Raw genomic sequence first — 18,315 nt, forward strand, 5'->3', positions numbered from 1 at the left:
GCGGGCGGCGGCTCACGTCAGGTCGAGTTCCGCCGTCCGCTCGCCCCGCACCACCGCCAGTACCTCGGCGCCGTACTGGTCGAGTTTCTTGGCGCCGATCCCGGAGATCCCGGTCAGGGACCGCACGTCCTGCGGCTGCTGTTCGGCGATGGCCTGCAACGTGTTGTCGGTGAACACCACGTATGCGGGCACCTTCGCCTCCTTCGCCTTCTCGCGGCGCCAGTCCTTGAGTGCCTCGAACAGTCCGGCGTCGAGGTTCGACGGGCAGCCCTGACAGCGGCCGAGGGTGCTGGAGGTGGCGTCCATGAGCGGTTTTCCGCACACCCGGCAGCGTGGACGTTTCCGTGAGGACCGTTGCGGCTCCGCGATTTTCGATGCCGGGGAGTCGTCGGGGATCAGTCCGTGCAGGAACCTCGAGCGGCGCCGCGACTTGCGTCCGCCCTCGTTGCGGGCGAGCGCCCACGACAGCGCGAGGTGTTCGCGGGCGCGGGTCACCCCGACGTAGAGGAGGCGTCGTTCCTCCTCGATCCCGGCCTCGTCGCCGGGCGAACCGGCGTCGCCGAGCACGTGGGAGATCGGCAGCGTCCCCTCGGTGAGACCGATGAGGAACACCGCATCCCATTCGAGGCCCTTCGCGGCGTGCAGCGACGCGAGGGTCACCCCCTGCACGACCGGGGGGTGCCGGGCCTCGGAGCGGGCGGCGAGTTCGGCGAGCAGCCCGCCGAGCGTCAGGTGCGGGTCGTGGACCAGCAGGTCCTCGGTGAGGGTGACGAGCGCGGTGAGTGAACTCCACCGCTCCCGGGCCTGGGTGCCGGCCGGTTCTTCGTCGCTGAGCCCGAGCGGCACCAGCACGGCCCGCACCAGCGTCACCAACTGCTCGCCGGTGTCGGCGCCGTCCGGCAGATCGTCGCGGGCGGCGGCGCCGCGCAGCGCGGTGATCGCCTGCCGGACCTCCTGCCGGGTGAAGAAGCCCTCGCCGCCACGCACCTGGTACGGGATACCGGCCTCGGTGAGCGCCTGCTCGTACACCTCGGACTGGGCGTTGATCCGGTACAGCACCGCGATCTCGGCGGGGTCGACACCACCGTCGATCAGTGTCCTGATCTGCGCGGCGACCGCCGTGGCCTCGGCCGGTTCGTCGTCGTACTCGGCGAACGTCGGCTCCGGTCCGGGGGGCCGCTGCCCGATCAGTTTCAGCCGGGTGCCGGCGATGCGGCCGTGGGCGGCGCCGATGACCCGGTTGGCCAGTGACACCACCTCGGGCGTCGACCGGTAGTCGCGTTCGAGGCGGACGACGGTGGCGTCCGGGAAGCGTCGGGAGAAGTCGAGCAGGAATTTCGGGGTGGCACCGGTGAACGAGTAGATCGTCTGGTTGGCGTCGCCGACGACGGTGAGATCGTCGCGGTCCCCCAGCCACGCGTCGAGCACCCGCTGCTGCAGCGGCGTCACATCCTGGTATTCGTCGACGACGAAACAGCGGTAGCGGTCCCGGAACTCCTCGGCGACCGTCGGATGGTTCTCGAGGGCTGCCGCGGTGTGCAGCAGCAGGTCGTCGAAGTCGAGGAGCATCCCGTCCGGGCTGATCTTGCCCTGCTCGTAGGCGGCGTAGACCGCGGCAACCTTCTCGGCGTCGGCCGGGATGTCCCGGCGGGTACGCGCCGCAGCGGCCGGATAGTCCTCGGGCGCGATGAGTGACCCCTTGGCCCATTCGATCTCGCTCGACAGGTCCCGGAGGCTGTCGGTGGCGGTCGACAGGCCCACCCGGTGCGCGGCCTGACCGACGAGCTGGAACTTGCGGTCGAGCAGCCGCCACTCGATGTCCCCGACCACCTGCGGCCAGAAGTACTTGAGCTGACGCATCGCGGCCGCGTGGAACGTGCGGGCCTGCACCTGCGGGCCGCCGCCACCGACCCCGAGTTCCCGCAACCGTCCGCGCATCTCCCCCGCCGCCCGCGCGGTGAACGTGACCGCGAGCACCTGACCGGCGGACACATGACCGTTCGCGACGAGATGCGCGATACGGCGGGTGATGGTGCGGGTCTTGCCGGTCCCGGCGCCCGCCAGCACACACACCGGGCCGCGGGGCGCGAGCACCGCCGCCGACTGTTCCGGATCCAAACCCTCGTCGAGCCGCACTGACATGCCGTCCATACTCTCAGGGCGCACCGACATCCCGGCCGGCCACCCGCACCCGGCCACGATGGGAACATCCCGGCACGCTCGTGATGTTATAGGCGCGTGACTACCGAAGCTCCCGCCCTGACCATGTACTCGACCACCTGGTGCGGCTACTGCCGACGCCTCAAGAAGCAGCTCGAAGAGAACGGCATCTCGTACGTCGTGGTCGACATCGAGGACGATCCGGCGGCCGCCGACTTCGTCGGCAGCGTCAACGGTGGCAACCACGTGGTTCCGACCGTGAAGTACGCCGACGGCAGCACCGCCACCAACCCGACCCTCTCCCAGGTCAAGCAGGCCCTCGGACTCTGAGCGTCCGCTGGTCTGCCGCAGCCCAGGACTCGACCATGATCCGTGAGATCGAGATCGAGCCGGGCAGCAGCAACTCGGCGTCCGACGACTCCTGCGTCCCCGACGCCCAGTCGCCGGCGTCGAGCGCCGCCCGCACCTGATCGCGGGTGAACCAGTGGGCCTCGGCGATCTCGCCGTCCGTGAACTCCAGCGCGGCGGCGGGATCGCCGACAGCCGCGAAGCCCAGCATCACCGACCGCGGGAACGGCCACGGCTGACTCCCCAGATACCGGATGTCGGAGACGTCGACGCCGACTTCTTCGCGGATCTCCCGCGCCACACACGTCTCGAGCGACTCCCCGGCCTCGACGAACCCGGCGAGCACCGAGAACATCCGCGGCGGCCACGACGGCTGCCGTGCCAGCAGGACCCGGTCGCCGCCGTCGTGGACGAGGCAGATGATCGCCGGGTCGGTGCGCGGGAACTCCTCGTGCCCGGTGCTGGTGCTGATCCGCGACCACCCGGACAGTGTCGGTGCGGTCGGGGCGCCGTCGAGCGCACTGAACCCGGCGTGGTCGTGCCAGTTGAGCAGCGCCACCGCCGTCGTCAGCAGACCCGCGGTCGCCTCGTCGAGGCCCTGGCCGATCCGCCGTAGGTCGCCGAGATCCCCGGCCAGTGCCGGTACCCGCACCGCCCACACGTGCCGCTCGTCCCGCACACCCAGGAACACTGCGTCCCGCGCCGGCTCGTCACCGAGTGCCGTGGCCGGTTCGAACAGCAGGTCGCCGCCGGAGATCCGCACCCGGCCGCGGCCGTCGACCCGCAGCAGCCGGGCGTCCGGCCAACCGGCGCGCAGCGCGTCCGCGTCGGACCGCAGGTGTTCGGCCCGGTCGAGTGCCGCGCGGGACAGCAGGGGTGTGCCGGTCAGGACGAAGTCGGTCATGGCCGGGCGCTCAGTTGCCGACACGCCGGATGTACAGCAGCAGGTCGTCGGCCTCGACGGCGTCGACCTCCGGGGAGCCGACCCGCAGCAGGCGGCCGTCGCGCACCACGCCGAGCACGATGTCCGACAGGTGCCGCGGCGACCCGCCGACCTCCTCCGGTTCCACCTCGCGTTCGGCGATCGCGAACCCGGCCTCCGGGGTGAGCAGATCCTCGATCATCTCCACGACGCTCGGGGTGGTGCGGGCGATCCCGAGGAGCCGGCCCGCGGTGTCGGACGAGACGACGACGGAGTCGGCACCGGACTGCCGCAACAGGTGCGCGTTGTCGGTCTCCCGGATCGCGGCCGCGATCTTGGCGTTCGGTGCGATCTCCCGCGCCGTGAGCGTCACCAGGACCGCGGTGTCGTCCCGGTTGGCGGCGACGATGATCGACGCCGCGTTCTGCACGCCGGCCAGGCGCAGCACATCGGACTTGGTGGCCGACCCGTGCACGGTCACCAGTCCCAGGCTCGCCGCCACCTCGAGCACACTGGAGTCGGTGTCGACGACGACGATGTCCGACGGGCTGATGCCGTCACCGAGCATGGCGTCGATGGCGGTGCGGCCCTTGGTGCCGAATCCGACGACGACGGTGTGGTTGCGCACGCGGTGCCTCCAGCGCTGGATCTTGAATGCCTGACGGGAACTCTCGGTGAGCGCCGAGAGTGTCGTACCGACCAGGACGATGAGGAAGAAGATGCGGAGCGGGGTGATGACCAGGACGTTGATCAGCCGCGCTTCCGGGGTGATCGGGGTGACGTCGCCGTAGCCGGTGGTCGACAGCGACACGGTGGCGTAGTAGATGCAGTCCAGCAGTGACAGCTGGTTCTCCTGCGCGTCCTTGTAGCCGTCCCGATCGAGATAGACGACGACCACCGCGAGCGCGAGCGCCGCGAGCGCGTACGAGACGCGCCGCAGGATGGCCCGTGCCGGGCTCGTCTGCAGTTCGGGAACCTTCAGGACGCCGACGAGCGCGAAGTCCGGGCGATCCGTCAGCGTGTCCGAGTTCCGGAACCGCGCACTCAACCTACCGGCCATTCACCCGTCCCTGTCTTTTCGTCTCGCTACCGAACATCGGCTCGCAGCCTAACCGCGGAACCGGATTTCACGGAATGGCGCCGGCGCCGCGGACGAGCGCGGCGAGCCGATCGCCGTCCGGCAGCTCCGTGGGGGCGATGGTGCGTCCGGTGCGGACGTAGTGGAATGCGGCACGCACCCGGTCGAGTTGCGGCGGCACCGGCCGCCCGGTGAGCCGCATCTGCCGGGCCGCCATCAGTTCCGCCCACGCCAACCGGTAGGCGGCCAACTGCATCACGACGGCCCGTTCGTTCTCCGCGGACGGTTCGGCACCGGTCTTCCAGTCGATGACGGTCCAGCCGCCGTCCGCGTCGGCGAACACCGCGTCGATCCGGCCGCGCAGCACGGTGCCCGCGACCGACGTCTCGAACGGCACCTCCACCTCCACCGGATTCCGGTCCGCCCACGGCGACCGCAGGAACGCGTCCTGCAGCACCGCCAGTTCCGGATCGGCCCGCACATCGGTGTCCGCGGCGCCGGGCAGTTCGTCGAAGTCGAGCAGCCGGGTCGCCCCGAACCGCTGCTCCACCCACGCGTGGAACGCGGTACCGCGGCGGGCCAGCGGATTCGGCGGATACGGCAGCGGCCGCCGCAGCCGTGCCGCCAACGCGTCCGGGTCGGCGGCGAGGTCCACCAGCTGGCTCACCGACAGCTGCGCCGGCAATTCGACGTCCGTCGTCGAACGACGCGAATTCCGTTCCGCGAGCAGTGCGTCCACGTCGGCGGCCCAGTTGTCGGGGTCGTCCTCGTCCGGCGTGTCCTCGGGATCGTCGGTGCGTTCCGGGACCGAACTCAACGCCGCGAGCGCGTCCCGCACCAGTCGCGCGCCGTGCTCGACGTCGTCGCGCCGTTTCCCCAGCGGATCTCGCGGCCAGTCCGCCGACCGCGGCTCCGCCGTCAGCGGGTTCTCGGTGCCGGACTCGGGAGCGGGCGCCCATTCCTCGATCGCGGCGAGCGGATCGCCGTCCCACGTCTCGATCAGCTCGTGCAGTTCCGTGAGGAACGGGGAGGGCCCCTTGGGTTTCGGAGCCGATTCGGTCCAGTGGTGCCCGGACACGAACAGCGCCCGCTCGGTGCGGGTGAGCGCGACGTAGAACAGGCGCCGGTCCTCGTCGAGGCGGCGGGTGTCGAGCGCCTCCTTGTGGACGTCGATCACGTTCTCGAGGTCCTTGCGGTCGTAGACGTTCTCCAGGTCGAGCACCGGCATGCCGTCGGCCTTCTCGCCGGGGTGCGCCCGGTCGCCGCGCAGTGCGGGCGGCAGTTCGGTCGTCGACCCGAGCCACGTCGCCGACGTCTGGGTGGACGGGAAGATGCCCGCCGTGACGTGCGGCACCGCGACCACGTTCCACTCGAGGCCCTTGGCCGAATGCACGGTGAGGACCTGCACCCGGTCCTCCGCCACCTCGACCTCGCCGGGGGCGAGTCCGTTCTCGATGCGTTCGGCGGCCGTCAGGAACGCCAGCAGCCCCGTCAGGGTCGCCGACGACCGACTCCCGTACCCGGAGACGACGTCCGCGAACGCGTCGAGGTGTTCACGTCCGGCCACCCCGATCTCCGACGCCCGGGTGCGGGCCTGCGCCTCGATGCCGATCCCGATGACCCGCTCGACCTCGGCGACGAGTTCGGTCAGCGGCTGTCCGAGACGTTCACGCAGCGAGGCGAGTTCCGCGGCCAGCGCGCAGATCCGCACGTACCCGGATTCCGAATAGCGGTGTGCCGGACCGGGGTCGGCGATCGCGTCCGCGAGACCGGCCTGCTCGGCGTGCTCGCCGGGCAGGGCGCTGCCGACGGCCTCGTCGAGGGCGGCCGGATCGGTGACGGCGCCGGCCGTCCCGTACCCGGAACGGATGCCGAGGTCCCCGGCCCGCTGCCACAACGCCCGCAGATCGGCGGCGCCGAGTTGCCAGCGGGCGCCGGTGAGGACCCGGACCGCGGCGCTGCCGGCCATCGGATCGGCCACCAGACGCAGCATCGCGACGACGTCGGCGACCTCCGGGGTGTGCAGCAGCCCGCCCAACCCGACGACCTCGACGGGCAGCCCGCGGGCCCGCAGCGCCTCGGCGACGGGGGCGGCGTCGGCGTTGCGGCGCACCAGCACCGCGGCGGTGGGCGGCTTCCCGGTCTCGGACAGGTTTCCGTCCTTGTCCCGTTTCACCGCGTACTGTTCGGCGATCCGGTCGGCCACCCACTCACGTTCCGCGGCGACGGTGTCGAGCAGGGCGAGACGCACGTCGCCGGGGACCGCTTCGGGTCGCGGCTTCAACGTGTCGACCTGCACGCCCCGGTCCCGGAGCGGGTCGGCGACCATGTTCGCGAGTGTGAGCGCCTCGGACGGGTTGCGCCAGCTGGTGAGCAGCTCGAGGGTCGGGGCCGGAGTGCCGTCGGCGAGCGGGAAATCGGTGGCGAACCGCGGCAGGTTCGCGGCCGACGCCCCGCGCCAGCCGTAGATCGACTGCATCGGATCACCGACCGCGGTCAGGGCGAGCCCGGCATCGGTGCCGCCACCGAACAGCGACGACAGCAACACCCGCTGTGCGTGACCGGTGTCCTGGTATTCGTCGAGCAACACCACTCGGAACCGTTGCCGCTCACTGCGTCCCACCTCGGTATGCGCGGACGCGACCCGTGCCGCGAGCGACATCTGGCTGCCGAAGTCGAGGGCACCCTCGCGGCGCAGGGTGTCGGCCAGTCGCTGCACCAGCGGCAGCAGCTCGAGGCGGCGGCGCTGCACGTCGACGATGTCGAGGAGTCTCTTGGCCGGGTCGGCCTTCTGCCGGGGTCCGGGCGGCAGCGTGTGGACGAGTTTCTCGAACCCGAGGTGCGCCGCCGTCAGGTCGTCGGGCGCGACGAGGTGTTCGGCGAGCTGACCGGCCAGGTCGAGTACCGATTCGGTGAGCGATGCGGGGCTGCGGTCGGTGTCGAGGTCACCGTCCCACGCGCTGACCACCCGGAACGCGAGCTGCCACAGTTCGGTCTCCGACAGCAGCGTCGCGGACGGCTCGATGGGCAGCAGCAGCCCGTGCTCGGCGAGGAGACGTCCGGCGTACGCGTGGTAGGTGCTCACCTCGGGTTCGCCGGCGACGATCCGTGAGCGCCAGTCGTCGCCGCGGCCGAGTCTCGTGGCCACCTCCGGGCTCGCCAACGTCTTGAGCCGCTGCCGGATCCGCTTGGTCAACTGCTGGGCGGCCTTGCGGGTGAACGTCAGCCCGAGGACCTGTTCGGGTTCGACGAGTCCGTTCGCGACGAGCCACACCACCCGGGCCGCCATCGTCTCGGTCTTGCCCGCCCCGGCACCGGCCACGACCAGCGTCGGCCCCATCGGCGCCTCGATGACGGCGGTCTGCTCGGGGGTCGGTGCGAACTTCTGTCCCAGCGCCGCGGCCAGTTCGGCGGCCCCGACGAGGGAGCGCGGGCGTGCGACGCTCATCGGGACGTCACCTGCCGGCCCTCGTCGTGGGCCGGGCAACTCGACAGCACCGGGCAGTGCCGGCAGCTGTCGTTGATCCGGGCGGTGAACGTCGGCCCCTGTGTCGCGGCTGCCGCGTCGTGGATCGTGTTCTCCCACAGTTCGAGTCCCTCATCGTCGAGGGCGGGCTGCTCACGCTGCGTCGCCCCGTCCTTGTTGTGCGGTTTCGCCACGAACACGAGTCGCGCCCCACCGGGGTCGGTCGCGGGTTCGCCGTCGACGAGTCCGTGCGCGGCCGCCACCTGGTAGGCCGCGAGCTGCGCGTGCTGCTGTGCTTGGTCCTTCGTCACCGCGTTCCTGGCGGTCTTGACGTCGATGATCACCGGCCGGCCCTCGGTGTCTCGTTCGAGCCGGTCGATGCGGCCCCGGATCCGCACCGGAGGTTTCTCCGCGTCGCGGGGTTCGAGGATGCCGTCGACGGTGACCTCGACGCCGACCTCGGTGAGTTCGGACCGGGTGCGGCGCAGCCAGTCCGCGAACGTGTCGAGCATGCCGCGGGTGCGTTCGAGTTCCCGTCGGGCATACCAGTCGGATCCCAGATCGACGGCATCCCAGGCGGTTTCGAGGGCGTGGTCGACCCGCTCCTGGGGAATGTTCCCGGCAAGAGCCTGCACCAGCGTGTGCACGAGGGTGCCGGCGATCGCGTGGGTGTTGTCGCCGTCGCTGCCGCCGTGCCGCTCCAGCATCCAGCGCAGCGGGCAGTTGGTGATCAGTTCGATCGTCGACGGCGACATCGGCACCGGCCCGTCCGCGGTCTGCCACAGCGGCTCGTTCGAGCTCGGATCCGCGAGTCCGTACCAGCGGTCCGGGTGGGCACCGCGGACACCGGCGGCCGCCAGACGCGCGAGCTGCCGGGCGGCCCGCCGCTGCCGGTCCGGGTCGGTACCGGCGAGGTCGGGGTCGCACACGACGCTGCGCAGTTCGGCGACCAGCGCCGGCATCGCCAGCACCCTCGGATCCGGCTGCAGTGCCGGGGTTTCCTCGTCGTCAGTGTCGTTGCCGGTGCCGAGCAGGTCGTCGACGAACCGGGACCGCACCAGTTCCTCGTCACCGCTCGCCGAGTCGACGGCGGTGACCAGCAGCGACGACCGGGCCCGGCTGCACGCCACGTGGAACAGTCTCCGCTCCTCCGCGAGCAGCGGCGCGGTCCGGGACAGGTACGCGGTAGGCGACGCCGGGTCCGGCTCGGCCGCGCCGCTGGTGAGGTCGATCAGCGCCTCGGTGCCGAGCAGGGTGCCGCGCGCACCGAGGCTCGGCCACAGCCCCTCCTGCACACCGACGACGGCGACGACCTGCCACTGCCGACCGGCGGCCGAGTGTGCGCTGAGGATCGTCACGGTCTCCTGTGCCGCCACCGTCCGCGCACGTGGTGTTCCCGGGATCTCCTGTTCGACGAGGTAGTCGACGAACCCGGACAGTTGGGCGCGAGGAAGCCGATCCACGTAGTCGGCGGCCTGGTCGAACAGTGCGACGACGGCGTCGAGGTCACGGTCGGCCTGCGCACCGATCGGCCCACCGAACGCGGACGCCGCGGCCCAGCGCTTCTCCAGCCCGGTGGCCTGCCACGCCGCCCACAGCACCTCCTCGATGCCCCGTCCCCGGTCCAGCGGAATCCTGGCCCGCCGCAGCACCTTCAGGACCCGTCGCAGCGACAGGGATTCGACGTCGGTGAGGCCGGGCAGCAGGTGTGCGACGCCGTCGGCGTCGGGGCCGTCGACGATGATCGTGCGCAGCAGGTCCGCAGAGTCGCGGTCCCCACCGGAGGCCAGTTCGACGCGGCGCAGACCGCGGCGCAGCCGGCGCAGGCTCACCGGTTCGGCGCCGCCGATCGGCCCGGACAGCAACGCGAGCGCGTCCTCGCCGGTGAATTCGCCGTCGGACAGGGCCCGCAGCACCGCGAGCAGGCCCGCGACACCGTGCCGGCGGGCCAGCGGCAGTTCACTCGCCGCGGTGGTGACGGGCACCCCGGCGGCGAGCAGTGCGCGGCGCAGCGGCGGCAGCACCCGCGGCACCGACCGGGCGACGATCGCCATCTGAGACCACGGCACCCCGTCGATCAGGTGGGCGCGGCGCAGGGTGTCGGCGATCAGGGCGGCTTCCTTGGCCGGGGTGGCCAGGACCCGGACCACGACGCGGCCGGGTGCGTCGTCGTCGGCCGCGACCGGCGCGGACATCCCGCGGTGCGGCGGCCGGCCGGGCAGCAGGGACGCGATCTTCGCGGTGACGGCCGCGACCTCCGGGGCGCACCGGAAGCCGGTGTCGAGGACCACCTGCGCGGGGGCGCCCTTGTCGGCGAGGCCGGTGAGGAACGTCGGGTCGGCGCCGCGGAACGCGAAGATCGACTGGTCGGGGTCTCCGGCGACGGCCGTGCTGTCGGTGCCGGTCCCGATCAGCCGCACCAGTTGCGCGGCCTGCGGGTCGAGGTGCTGGGCGTCGTCGACGAGCAGGTGCCGGATGCGGCGGCGTTCCCGTGCCAGCAGGTCGGGGTCGGTGGCGAACGCGGTGAGTGCCGCGCTGATCAGTTCGGCGGCGTCGAGGGCCGGGGCGGTGGCCTCGGGCGCTTCGACACCGACGGACCCGCGCAGCAGCATGGACTGCTCGTATGTGGTGGCGAAGCGGCCGGCCGCCACCCATTCGGGACGGTCGTGGGTGTGGCCGAGGTCGATCAGATCCTCCGGGCCGAGACCGCGTTCGTTGGCGCGGAGCACGAGGTTGCGCAGTTCCACCGCGAACCCGGTCATGCCGAGTGCGGGCCGCAACCGCTCGGGCCAGTGTTCGGCGCCGTCCTCGATGTCGCCGCGCAGCAGTTCCCGCAGCACCGCGTCCTGGTCGGCGCCGGTGATCAGCCGGGGCGGCGGGTTGCCGTGCGCGGCGGCCTGCAGGCGTAGCACCGCGAACCCGTACGAGTGGACGGTCCGCACGAGTGGTTCCCGTGTCGCCCACGGGCGCTCGTCGACCGTCGGATCCGATGCCGCCAGCAGGCCCGCCGTGATCTGCTCGCGGATCGCGGTCGACGCGCGCCGCGACTGGGTGAGCACGAGCACCGATTCGGGGTCCGCCCCGGCCGCGATGCGGGCGGCCGCGGCATCCACGAGCAGGGAGGTCTTCCCGGTGCCGGGGCCGCCGAGGATCTGCCACGGATGCCAGCCGTGCCCGGGCGGAGCATCGGTCAGGATCCGCGCCGGACCCGGCGCCCACGTGCGCGCCGCAGCCGACGCTGCGGCGCGCCCGACGAGCCGCGCCGACGGAACCGTCGTCCTGCCGGATGCCCCCGAATCGCTCATGCCACGAATCTCACCAGACGGGTCCGACATCCTGGGTATCCGGCATCATGAACGCCATGCGCGGACTCCACACCCACCTGTTCGGCACTCCCGGAGGACCGGAGGTTCTCGCCCTGCACGGGCTCACCGGACACGGCCGGCGGTGGGAGTCGCTCGGCGCCGATCAGTTGCGTGACACCCGGATCGTCGCCCCCGATCTGCGTGGGCACGGCCGCTCGCCGTGGACGCCGCCGTGGGGGTTCGACACGCATGTCGACGACCTGGTCCGGGTCCTCGACAGGCATGCGACCGGCCCCGTCGTGGTGGTGGCGCATTCGTTCGGCGGCGCGGTCGCGGTGCATCTGGCGCGTGCCGTCCCGGAGCGGATTCGGGGACTGGTGCTGCTCGATCCGGCGATCGGTCTCGAGCCGGAACTGTCGGGGCGGATCGCCGGACTGGTGGCGCAGTTCCCCGACTACACCGATGCCGCGGAGGCCCGGTCGGAGAAGGTGCACGGGTCGTGGGGCGACGTCCCCACCGACGCCCTCGATGCCGACCTGGCCGAGCATCTGATCGCCCTGCCGAACGGTCGGGTGGGCTGGCGCATGTCGATTCCGGCGGTGGTCGCGTCGTGGGGTGAGATGGCCCGCGGGTTCGTACTGCCACCGCGGGGCCTGCCGACGGTGCTGGTGCAGGCGCAGCGGGTGCAGCCGCCGTACGTGACGCCGGCGTTCCGGGCGGCGCTGACCGGGCATCTGGGCCCGGATCTGACGGTCGTCGACCTGGACTGTGACCACATGGTGCCGCACGCCGCCCCCGACGAGGTCGCCGCCCTGGTCCGGAAACTGCTCTAGCCGTGGCCGCCACCACCGACGAGCAGATCGAACGGGTCCGGGATCTGGTCGCGTCGATCCCGGCCGGGCACGTCGCCACGTACGGTGACATCGCGGCCGCGGCGGGGCTGTCGTCGCCGCGCACCGTCGGCTGGATCATGCGCACCGATGCCGCCGACCTGCCGTGGCATCGGGTGATCGGTGCGTCCGGTCGGCCCGCACCGCACCTGGCTCACCGGCAGGTGGCGCGGCTCGAACTCGAGGGTGTCCCGATCCGGGACGGACGCGTCGACCTGGTCCGTGCCCGGCACCGGTTCTGACACGCCGCCGGCAACCGTCGGCGACTCCGGGAACCCGGTGCGGCACGATGGGCGAATGCGCACCTTCGCCGTTCCCGTCGACGCGATCGTCCTCGCGGGCGGCCGCGCCACCCGGATGGGTGGCGTCGACAAACCGGCGATCGTCGTGGGTGGCCGACGGATGCTGGACACCGCGCTCGCTGCCGTCGCCGGCTGCCGACACGTGACCGTCGTCGGACCGCACCGCCCGGACCTCCCCGCCCGGATCGTGCAGGTCCGGGAGGTGCCGGCCGGATCGGGTCCGGTGGCCGCGATCGCGGCGGGTGTGCACGGGCTGCCCGACACCCCGGATGCCCTGGTGGTGGTCCTGGCGTCGGACCTGCCCACCGTGACTCGTCGCGTCGTCGTGGAACTGGTCGACGTACTCGTCGCGCATCCGGACGCCGACGCCGTGTTCGCGGTGGACGGCGCGGACCGCACGCAGTATCTCCTCGGTGTGTGGCGGCGGGCGGCGCTCGCGGCCCGACTCGCCGTGTTGGGAGATCCGGCGGACCTGCCGGTGAAGACCCTCGTCCCCGAGTCGGTCGTCACGGTCCCGGTCCTCGATGTCGCCGACTGCGACACCCCCGACGACGTCGACCGGGCACGGGCCGCGCACGTCCCGGAGCCGATGGACGCCGACACGGCTCGGGACACGATCCGCCTGTCCGTGAAACCACTTCCGACGCAAGATCTTGCGTCCGCGGATGCGCTCGGCGCCACCCTGGCCGCACCACTCGTCGCCGCGGACGCCCTGCCGCGGGTCGACACGTCCGCAATGGACGGTTACGCGGTGTCCGGGCCGGGTCCGTGGCGGCTGCACCCCGAGGTCCGCCGCGCCGGTTCGTCGTCGAACGTTCGATTGACCGAGGGTGACGCGGTGCGGATCGCGACGGGCGCGCACGTCCCGCCGGGGGCGACGGCGGTGGTGCGGGACGAGTTCGTCAAGGCGACCACGAGTTCGGAAACGCCGATCCTCTACCGCCGGGCCGACGCCCCGGTCCGGGACGACACCCGGCGGCGTGGCGAGGACTGGCAGCCCGGACATCACCTCGCGGAGTCCGGGACGACGGTGTCGCCGGCGGTCGTCTCGGCGGCGGCGAGCGGGGAGGTCGCCACGATCACGGTGCGTGGTCCGGTGCGCGCGCACGTCGCGGTGACCGGTGACGAGATCCGCCGCGGCGGCCGGTTGGAGGACGGGCAGACGCGGGACTCGCTCGGCCCGATCCTGCCGGAGGTGCTGCGTCACTGTGGTGTTCGCACCGTCGCCGACACCCACACGAGTGACACCGCGGACGGTTTCGACGCCCTGCTGCGCAACACCCACGACGCCGATGTGATCGTCGTGGTGGGGGCGACCGGGGGTGGTGCCGCGGACCAGTTGCGGGCCGCGCTGGCGCGGGCGGGTGCCCGGATCGTCGTCGGGCGGGTCCGCTGTCGGCCGGGGGGTTCGCAGGTGACGGCGGCGCTGCCGGACGGTCGGGTGGTGCTGGGACTCCCCGGGAATCCGGTGGCGGCGGTGTCGACGCTGCTGATGATGCTGCCCGTGGTCGTCGACGCTCTCACGGCCCGTGCACCGACCGTTCCCATCGTGGGGGCGGTCGTGAACGCGTCCGAGGCGGCGGCACCGGTGACGCGGATCGTGCCGGTGGCCCGCCGGGCGGACGGCACCTGGCACGCGGACACCGTCGTGCGCACCGCACATCTGGTGGGGCTGATCGGCCGGGACGCACTGGCGGTCGTGCCGCCGGGCGCAGTCGACGGTCAGGTCGTCGAACTGCTCCCGCTGCCGCACTGATCCGCCGGACCGTCAGTCTTCCTGCTGGTTCCGTCGCTGTCCGCGTCCGATACGACGCTGTTCCTCGGCGCGTTCGCGGCAGCGGCGCAGGAATTCCTCGTCGTCCCCCGACTGCTGTGCGACGTGCCGTCCGGGCCGGTCGTATTCGGGGAACCCGGACGGTGCGGCGGGCCGGCGCGGGCCGGGGAAGCTGCCGTCGGGGCGTCCCGCGACGAGCCACAGCAGCGACCCGAGCAGTGGCAGCAGCAGGACCACGAACACCCACGCCACCTTGGGGAGATGCCGCACGGCGTGTTCCTCCGCGACGATCACGTCCACGAGACAGACGATCCACACGATCATCACGATCAAACCCAGATACGGCACGGTCGCCGACCCTCCCCGTTTCCTCCCGAAACACAGCCGACCGACGTCGGATGCTCGTAGATGGAACCAACCGGAAGGTAGATAGCGCAACTAGTCGGTCACCGCAATCCGGTCGGATGACCGACGTCCGAGCGCGAACGCACCCCACACGAGCGCGCCGACGAGGGCGGCGCCACCACCGGCGACGGCGTACACCCACGCGGGGCGCCCGGAGGTGTCCGGGACCGCCGCGGCCTGGGTGTCGGTGGCCTCACCGGAGGTGGCCGGCTTGCCCGACGGCAGCGCCTTCGACGCGTCGTTGACACTCGACGACAGCCCCTTGACGACGCCCGGGATGGGTCCGGTGCCGTCGACGAGTTGGCCGGTGCCGGCGGCGAGCGCCTTCCCGCCGGCGTCGAGGAGGCCGAGCCCCTCGGTGAGCTGGCCTGCACCGGCGGCGATCTGGTTGACGCCGCTGACGAACTGCGCGGACGGATCGTTGAGCTCGAACGACAGCTGCCGCGCACCGTCCTTGAGGGTGGCGAGCTGGGCGAGGGTGTCGGGGCCGAGGGCCTCGTTGTCGAGGCGGTCGGCGAGGCCGGTGAGCCGCGACGCCGCGCCCTGCGAGACGGGGTCCGGGGAGATGGTGAGGGTGCCGGCGACCTGACGGAGTGAGGAGGTCACATCGGCCTGCATGCCGCCGACGGCGCCCAGCCGGTCGACGACCTGGTCGACGCCGCCGCTGACCTGGCCGGCACCGTCACCGAGGAGTCCGACGCCGCCGCTGAGCGAGTTCAGCCCGTCGGACAGCTGCTGGGCGCCGTCACGGGCCTGGCCGATACCGGCGGAGAGCTGGTTGGCGCCGTCGTCGAGCTGACGTCCACCGTCGACGAGCTGGTCGACGCCGCCGCCGAGGAGCGAGAGCGGCAGGCTGGCCTGCGACAGGTTGCTGCGCGCTTTCGCCAGCGCGGCGGCATCCCCGTTGTCGGCGGGCTGCTCGGTGGCCTGCTGCTCGGCGACGGGCGCGGCGTCGCCCTTGCCGAGGACGAACCACAGGGCGACGGCCGTCACCGCGACAGTGGCGACGACGAGCAGGGCAGTGATCTGCCGGGCGGACAGGCGGCGGCGGGGAATGTCGTGTGCGCTCATAGGTCCGCGAAGGGTAGCAACGCGGATTAAGCGCTCTCTGAGACGGCGACCGGGCGAGAGACGCAGGTCACGCCGGTCGGTCGGCGGCGACCTCGGCGAGCGCTGCGGCATCCTCCACCCCGAAGGTGTCCTCGAGGGTTTCCGGCGAGTAGTCGAGGTCGATCTCCTCGACGGGCCGGCCCCGCGCGGATTCGATGGCGCCGAGGCGGCGCTGGGCGCGGTCGGCGGCGTAGTCGAGGAAGTCCTGCGGTGCGATCCCGAACGGGGGTTCCTCGAACTGGTCGTTGACCCACTGGATCATGTTCAGCGCGTGTGGGAGGAGTTCCCCCATCCTCTGGGTGACGACGTCCCACAGGCTGTCGTCGGCGGCGACGTGCCGGCGGCACGTGAACGTGCCCCACGCCATGTGCCGGCGCTCGTCGTCGCCGATGCGGCGGATGAGTTCCTGCATGCCGGGCAGGATGCCGCGTTCGGTGCACACCCGCTGCCACGCGTAGTAGCCGGTGAGCGCGAGGCTGCCCTCGATGACGTGGTTGTAGGTGACCGAGGCCCGGATCTGGTTGGCGGGGCTGGGATCGGATTCCAGGATCCGCAGCGACCGGGGCAGTTCCTCGTAGAAGAGGGTGCGGTAGTGCGGGTTCTCGGCGACGAACGGGTGCAGGTCCGAGTCGAGGCCGACGGCGTCCATCCAGCGCCGGAACACCTGGACGTGCTTGGCCTCCTCGAAACAGAACTGCGTCAGATACATCTCGTCGCCGAACCGGCCCTCGGCGGCCATCGCCCGCATGAACGGCTGGATGTCCTCGGTGACGGCCTCCTCGCCGGCGATGAACTGCGCGCACAGGTAGGTGGAGCTGCGTTTCTCCTCATCGCTGAGCGCTGCCCAGTCGGCAGCGTCCTGCGTGAAGTCGATGTCTGCCGGATCCCAGAACTTGCCGTTGCCCTTCACGAACAGCCGCAGCGGGAACGCGTCCCAGTTGAGGCCGCCGGCCCGCAACGAACTGAAACCCTGCCGGTCCACCGAGGTCGTGGTCATCGACGACACCTGCTTCCGCATCGGCACCCCTGGATGTCTTCCACGGTAGTGCGTGGACGGCCCAGCCGGGGGCACTTCCTGCACATCGGTGTGCACACCGATGTGTGCCGACAATTCGGAAGAAATTTCCGACGCCACAGCAGGATTCGCGGTACGGTTCGTCCGGTTACGCACGTCGGGGTGCGCATCACCACACCCTGCACGGCGGAACCGTCTCCCCTACCGAGGACGGTTTGCATGCACACACTCTCGCCACCACGACGCCCCCGGCTACGCAGGCTCGCACTGCTCACCACCGCCGCCGCGGTCACCCTGTCCCTGGCCGCGGCGCCGGCGACGGCCACACCCTCGAACGTCTCACCCGTGCCGGGAACGATCACCACCTGGGGCAACAGCGACTACAGGCAACTCGACGACGTCCCCACCGGCGCCGGCTACACCGCCATCGCCGCCGGCGACAGGCACTCGGTCGCCCTCACCGCCGACGGACGCATCACCGCCTGGGGTGACAACCGCTTCGGGCAACGCGACGGCATCCCCACCGACAGCGGCTACACCGCCATCGCCGCCGGCGCCAACCACTCGGTCGCCCTCACCGCCGACGGACGCATCGTCGCCTGGGGCAGAAACAGTGTCGGGCAACCCGACAACATCCCCGAGGGGAGCGGCTACACCGCCATCGCCGCCGGCCGTTACCACTCGATCGCCCTCACCGCCGACGGACACATCACCGCCTGGGGCAACAACAGCTGGGGACAACGCGACAACATCCCAGAGGGGGGCGGCTACACCGCCATCGCCGCCGGCGGCAAGCACTCGGTCGCCCTCACCGCCGACGGACGCATCGTCGCCTGGGGCGACAACAGCGTCGGGCAACGCCGCGACATCCCCACCGGCGACGGCTACACCGCCGTCGCCGCCGGCGGCGACCACTCGGTCGCTCTCACCGCCGACGGACGCATCACCGCCTGGGGCAACTACCGCTACGACATCCCCACCGGCACCGGCTACACCGCCATCGCCGCCGGCAACTTCCACTCGATCGCCCTCACCGCCGACGGACACATCACCGCCTGGGGCGAGAACGGCTACGGGCAACGCAACGACCTCCCCACCGGCGACGGCTACACCGCCATCGCCGCCGGCGACTACCACTCGGTCGCCGTCAGTACCCCAAAGACCGCCCCCACCGTGACCGGGACACCACCGGCAGCGAAAGCCGGAGAACCGTACTCGTTCACCTTCACCCTCACCGGACACCCGGCCCCGACTGTCACCCACACCGGTGACCTGCCCGCCGGGCTCACCCTGAACCCGGACGGGGTCCTCACCGGAACCCCCACCACCGGCGGCACATTCAGCTTCACCGTCACCGCCACCAGCCGCGCCGGCACGACAGACCTGCCGGTGACCCTCGAGGTCACACCCGAACCGGCACTGTCCGGTTCGGCCGCCTCGGCGAACCTGTCCACCTCCCTGACCGAACTGGCCCGCACCCTGGTGACCTCCGCGGTCCTGTCCGTCGAGACCGCAGCCGGGTCCTAGCCGACCAACCGAA

The 18,315-nt window shown here is 71.8% G+C and carries 13 protein-coding genes; 5 read left to right on the forward strand and 8 right to left on the reverse strand.

The features are described 5' to 3' along the window. Positions 1-12 precede the first annotated feature (12 nt). Positions 13-2,151, reverse strand: a complete 2,139-nt coding sequence (locus E0497_RS08715) for an ATP-dependent DNA helicase UvrD2 (RefSeq protein WP_170312914.1) — start codon at positions 2,149-2,151, stop codon at positions 13-15. Between the two features lie 114 nt (positions 2,152-2,265). On the opposite strand from E0497_RS08715, the gene E0497_RS08720 reads away from it, so the two are divergent. Then, positions 2,266-2,490: a mycoredoxin gene (locus E0497_RS08720; RefSeq protein WP_137724429.1), complete on the forward strand. Its 225-nt coding sequence runs from the start codon at positions 2,266-2,268 to the stop codon at positions 2,488-2,490. On the opposite strand, the gene nudC is transcribed toward E0497_RS08720, so the two are convergent. From nudC to E0497_RS08740, 4 genes are all read right to left on the reverse strand, one after another. Then, positions 2,468-3,412 (reverse strand): NAD(+) diphosphatase, encoded by a 945-nt coding sequence (nudC, locus tag E0497_RS08725; RefSeq protein WP_137724393.1) that lies wholly within the window; start codon positions 3,410-3,412, stop codon positions 2,468-2,470. The two genes, E0497_RS08720 and nudC, sit on opposite strands and share 23 nt — an antisense overlap. Positions 3,413-3,422: 10 nt before the next feature. After that, positions 3,423-4,490 (reverse strand): potassium channel family protein, encoded by a 1,068-nt coding sequence (locus tag E0497_RS08730; protein WP_137724394.1) that lies wholly within the window; start codon positions 4,488-4,490, stop codon positions 3,423-3,425. Between the two features lie 67 nt (positions 4,491-4,557). Continuing rightward, entirely contained in the window at positions 4,558-7,956 is a 3,399-nt protein-coding gene (locus tag E0497_RS08735) for an ATP-dependent helicase (RefSeq protein ID WP_137724395.1), read from the reverse strand. Beyond that, the gene (locus E0497_RS08740; protein WP_137724396.1) at positions 7,953-11,279 is read right to left on the reverse strand and encodes an ATP-dependent helicase; all 3,327 of its coding nucleotides are present in this window, start codon (positions 11,277-11,279) and stop codon (positions 7,953-7,955) included. Before E0497_RS08740 ends, E0497_RS08735 begins: the two co-directional genes overlap by 4 nt. Before the next feature lie 56 nt (positions 11,280-11,335). Between E0497_RS08740 and E0497_RS08745 the strand changes: the two genes are divergently transcribed. Genes E0497_RS08745 through E0497_RS08755 form a run of 3 tightly spaced genes read left to right on the forward strand, consistent with a single transcriptional unit; the run spans position 11,336 to position 14,227 of the window. Further along, positions 11,336-12,112 carry an alpha/beta fold hydrolase gene (locus E0497_RS08745; RefSeq protein WP_170312915.1) on the forward strand — a complete coding sequence of 259 codons (777 nt, stop codon included), beginning with the start codon at positions 11,336-11,338 and terminating at the stop codon, positions 12,110-12,112. A gap of 2 nt (positions 12,113-12,114) precedes the next feature. Next, positions 12,115-12,411: an MGMT family protein gene (locus tag E0497_RS08750; RefSeq protein WP_137724398.1), complete on the forward strand. Its 297-nt coding sequence runs from the start codon at positions 12,115-12,117 to the stop codon at positions 12,409-12,411. Positions 12,412-12,466: 55 nt separating this feature from the next. Next, entirely contained in the window at positions 12,467-14,227 is a 1,761-nt protein-coding gene (locus tag E0497_RS08755; RefSeq protein WP_137724399.1) for an NTP transferase domain-containing protein, read from the forward strand. A 12-nt stretch (positions 14,228-14,239) separates the two neighbouring features. On the opposite strand, the gene E0497_RS08760 is transcribed toward E0497_RS08755, so the two are convergent. From E0497_RS08760 to E0497_RS08770, 3 genes are all read right to left on the reverse strand, one after another. Further along, positions 14,240-14,593 (reverse strand): PLDc N-terminal domain-containing protein, encoded by a 354-nt coding sequence (locus tag E0497_RS08760; RefSeq protein ID WP_137724400.1) that lies wholly within the window; start codon positions 14,591-14,593, stop codon positions 14,240-14,242. Between the two features lie 90 nt (positions 14,594-14,683). Continuing rightward, positions 14,684-15,721 (reverse strand): hypothetical protein, encoded by a 1,038-nt coding sequence (locus tag E0497_RS08765; protein WP_137724401.1) that lies wholly within the window; start codon positions 15,719-15,721, stop codon positions 14,684-14,686. Positions 15,722-15,788: 67 nt separating this feature from the next. Continuing rightward, positions 15,789-16,778, reverse strand: coding sequence for a R2-like ligand-binding oxidase (locus E0497_RS08770; RefSeq protein ID WP_277751672.1), 990 nt, complete (start codon positions 16,776-16,778; stop codon positions 15,789-15,791). Positions 16,779-16,994: 216 nt separating this feature from the next. Between E0497_RS08770 and E0497_RS08775 the strand changes: the two genes are divergently transcribed. After that, positions 16,995-18,302 (forward strand): RCC1 domain-containing protein, encoded by a 1,308-nt coding sequence (locus E0497_RS08775; protein ID WP_161987402.1) that lies wholly within the window; start codon positions 16,995-16,997, stop codon positions 18,300-18,302. The last annotated feature ends 13 nt before the right edge of the window (positions 18,303-18,315 follow it).

The organism is Prescottella subtropica, assembly GCF_005434945.1.
Lineage (GTDB): Bacteria > Actinomycetota > Actinomycetes > Mycobacteriales > Mycobacteriaceae > Prescottella > Prescottella subtropica.